The organism is Vibrio sp. 1562, assembly GCF_033340155.1.
GTDB classification, from domain to species: domain Bacteria; phylum Pseudomonadota; class Gammaproteobacteria; order Enterobacterales; family Vibrionaceae; genus Vibrio; species Vibrio alginolyticus.
Genome location: NZ_JAWOVY010000063.1, coordinates 1 through 3,087 on the forward strand (window position 1 = coordinate 1; position 3,087 = coordinate 3,087).

A 3,087-nucleotide genomic window follows, 5' to 3' on the forward strand; every position below is an offset into this window, starting at 1 on the left:
AGGGTCATCTGGTGATACAGATGGTTCACTCTTGTCGTGGTGAACAACGCTTCATACGACTTCAGGTCGCACGGGCAGAAACGAGTTACGCTGAAGGCCAGCTTTTGTGTGAAGGCCAGCTTTTGGCACATAAGTGATATTCATGAAGTGCGAATACTACTTTAGCTCACTTAACTGCGAAAACCGTAACCAACGTTTTCATTGAGTCACCCGGAATCATAACAAAGTGCATTTTGCTACCAAGATGCTGCCAGAACTCAGCCTCTTGAGCATATTTTTTTGCTTTTTGGATAGCGACGTTTTCTGGCAACTGAGTTTTAGTTAGCCTTGGGCATAGCAGCTTAATGCACAAAGCCTTCCAAGGATGCTTAGGTACGCCGTCTGAAAGCCGTTCCACGAATCGTTCTAGCGCGTGACGAGTCACCACGACAGGTCCAATGTTCGGAACGTTGATGACCTCATCGATTTCTCTCACTGTAGCATTATCGACGCTGTATTCTTCGAAGGAATGTGAGAGCCAATCGTCCCGCTTCTCTACCGAGATCTGTGCTTCTTGGTAACGGGTGAGCAAGAACCTGGTCAGGCTGTAAAGTGAATGCTGAGATGAGCGTTGTTTCTGTAACTTTTTGATAGCTCCTTTACTGACTCGGATTTGAAGCCCATTACCGCTTCGGTTACTCCCCATCACCTCTTTCACTGACAGTAGGTGATGAATAGCATAAACCTCAGCTGCAATTGGCTTTTGCTGCTCAGGTAGCTTGTCGTATTGCTCACCTAAATCGACCTTTAGCTCACCACCTCTTCGAAGGCCGGTCTTCCAGTAAACCGTAAACTCACCATCAATCTGCTTTGTTAACAGGGTTAATACCATCATGTTTGTTTCTCCTATTGGTTATCTTTTTTTCATTCTCCATGTTTTTTCAAATATGCAAGGCGCAAAAAAGGGGCCGAAGCCCCTTGGATCAGATATGAACTTTCGGAAACCCCATGGCACCGTAAACATTCAGCACATCATTCCAATCCCAACTTTTCACGCCGAGTGACGTTGGTATCGGAGGGATCAACACTTGTGTCAGAACGCCTTTCTGCCAGGCTTTTTTCTTGAGTTCATTCGCTGCATTCAGGCCAGTCTCAGAGAGATCGTGGTCTGCCCAGATGTACAGCATTTTCACATTACTTGGTGGTTCAAACCTAGCCAGTAGGGTTGCATTCACAACCGACCAACATGTTTGCCCCGTAGCTCTGGTAACCGCTAAAGCTGTTTCGATGCCTTCAGAAACACCTAGTACATCACCAGGCTCACCTATCGGAATGGCACCACCAGTGATTGTTCTGTCACTTGGTATCGGCATCATCTTTTTAGGCTTTTCGACCGGTTCTTTGAATCCATCTTCACTTAGGTAGATCCGATGGAACGTAGCCGAACGCCCTTGCTGAGTAACGATTTTACCTAACAGAGCTGGGTAACTATCGATAAACAGACCATCTTCATCATGGTAAGGCAAGTTTGGATGAAACCTCAGCACCGAATCCCATTCAGGACGAAGCCGCGTCACAATGCCACGACGATGCAAGTAGTTCCAAACTGGTTGCGCACGAGTATCTGCAAGAGAAAACGTTTCTCCCCAGGTTTGATTCAAGCGATGGATAATCGCTTTGTCCTCGTCCTGCTTTCTAGCCTTCCAATCAACAGCGTTACGCGTTATTGCCCGAGAAGGTGCTTGTATTTGTCCGGGTTGAATACCAAGAACCTGGCCGATTGCTTCAATAGACTGAGCAAAGTTCCACCCATTAACCCAAGACAACAGTTCAAAACCATCATGAAAGATACCGCAGGTGTTACAAACGCCACCTCCGGTATATTCAGCATCTTTGAACAGCCTAAAGCCATCACGACCGCCATGAACAGGGCAAGCCACATGACGGCCTTTTCGAGCAATAGCGGCATCAAGTTCTGGCACCAATGCCGCCAATACCTGAAGCCATTGACCATTAAGATATGGCCTCACTGTTTCAATCTGTAAAGGTATCGCCATATAGCCTCCTTAAGTAAAAAGCCGACTCCTACCACTGGTGGTAAAAGTCAGCTTGGGTCCTGCATTAAGCCGTTTGGTTAATGCAGGAACGTTAGTCAAGCTGGATATCATGTCGTCTTAATAGCCACATGATGGAATCACGAAGCGCATCAGGATCGACAACGGCAGCCATCGCGCAAACACGAAAGCAAAATGGCGCTATTTCGTCATTTTGAATCCACGACAACACATCCTTGCGCAACCGAGTATTGACACGACCGTCCAGCAATACACGGATCGCATCCAATAGAATGCCTTCGCGTAACTGCCAGATTTCCGTGTCAGACCAAGTGACTGGGGCATCATCAAACTCAAATAGAAATTCGAGCTGTGATGACGTGTGTTGATAGGACTGCTTTTGTGATGAAGGAGAACGGGCAATGCGCCCATTCATTAAAGATAACCGCGTTCGGCAAGCGAAACGCAGCCCTCGGATGCGACCACGACATGATCAAGCGTTCGAATATCAACAAGTGACAAGGCGTCACGGAGTCGATGAGTGATGCGTTTATCAGCTTCACTGGGCTCAGGATCACCCGATGGATGGTTATGAACCAGTATCACTGCTGCCGCATTAAGTTCTAGCGCCCGCTTTGTTACTACCCTTGGATACACGCTCGCCGCATCTAAAGTGCCTTTGAATAGCTCTTCAAATCGAATTACGCGATGCTTTGTATCAAGAAACAGCACGCCAAAGACTTCGTGCTCATACTCGTGCATCAGTGTTTGCAGGTATGAAAACGCCGACGATGGCTGTTCAATTTTGCGACCTTTACTCAATCGACCACGGGCAAGCTTGAGCGCCATATCTAATATATCTGCTTCAGTCACTTGCTCAGGAACGATGTAAGTACCGGCTTCTTCGCCAGCTAAGAACTTTCTGTTTTTCATAGGAGTCTCCAAAAAAAGCGGAGACGAACCCATGCCCTGACGGAGACGGAATCGTCCCCGCAGGGTGGTAAAATTGATGTGGTTACTGAATTAACAGTTGTTGTGTTACTTCGAATAACTC

Annotated in this window: 4 protein-coding genes; all 4 read right to left on the reverse strand. The window is 47.2% G+C overall.

Annotated features, from left to right (window positions below; genetic code table 11):
- Positions 1 to 166: 166 nt before the first annotated feature.
- Positions 167 to 874, reverse strand: a complete 708-nt coding sequence (locus R7Z49_RS23095) for a hypothetical protein (RefSeq protein ID WP_005398010.1) — start codon at positions 872 to 874, stop codon at positions 167 to 169.
- An 88-nt stretch (positions 875 to 962) separates the two neighbouring features.
- The gene (locus R7Z49_RS23100; RefSeq protein ID WP_318112093.1) at positions 963 to 2,036 is read right to left on the reverse strand and encodes a primase-helicase zinc-binding domain-containing protein; all 1,074 of its coding nucleotides are present in this window, start codon (positions 2,034 to 2,036) and stop codon (positions 963 to 965) included.
- 91 nt (positions 2,037 to 2,127) lie between these two features.
- Positions 2,128 to 2,469: a plasmid-related protein gene (locus tag R7Z49_RS23105; RefSeq protein WP_213916569.1), complete on the reverse strand. Its 342-nt coding sequence runs from the start codon at positions 2,467 to 2,469 to the stop codon at positions 2,128 to 2,130.
- Positions 2,469 to 2,966: a RadC family protein gene (gene radC / locus R7Z49_RS23110; protein WP_005398013.1), complete on the reverse strand. Its 498-nt coding sequence runs from the start codon at positions 2,964 to 2,966 to the stop codon at positions 2,469 to 2,471. The genes R7Z49_RS23105 and radC overlap by 1 nt, the downstream gene beginning before the upstream one ends.
- Positions 2,967 to 3,087: the final 121 nt, after the last annotated feature.

Bases quoted from the DNA above. Each gene is read 5' to 3' on its own strand.
- R7Z49_RS23095 (WP_005398010.1), bottom strand. From the start codon at position 874: ATGATGGTATTAACCCTGTTAACAAAGCAGATTGATGGTGAGTTTACG.
- radC (WP_005398013.1), bottom strand. From the start codon at position 2,966: ATGAAAAACAGAAAGTTCTTAGCTGGCGAAGAAGCCGGTACTTACATC.
- R7Z49_RS23105 (WP_213916569.1), bottom strand. From the start codon at position 2,469: ATGAATGGGCGCATTGCCCGTTCTCCTTCATCACAAAAGCAGTCCTAT.
- R7Z49_RS23100 (WP_318112093.1), bottom strand. From the start codon at position 2,036: ATGGCGATACCTTTACAGATTGAAACAGTGAGGCCATATCTTAATGGT.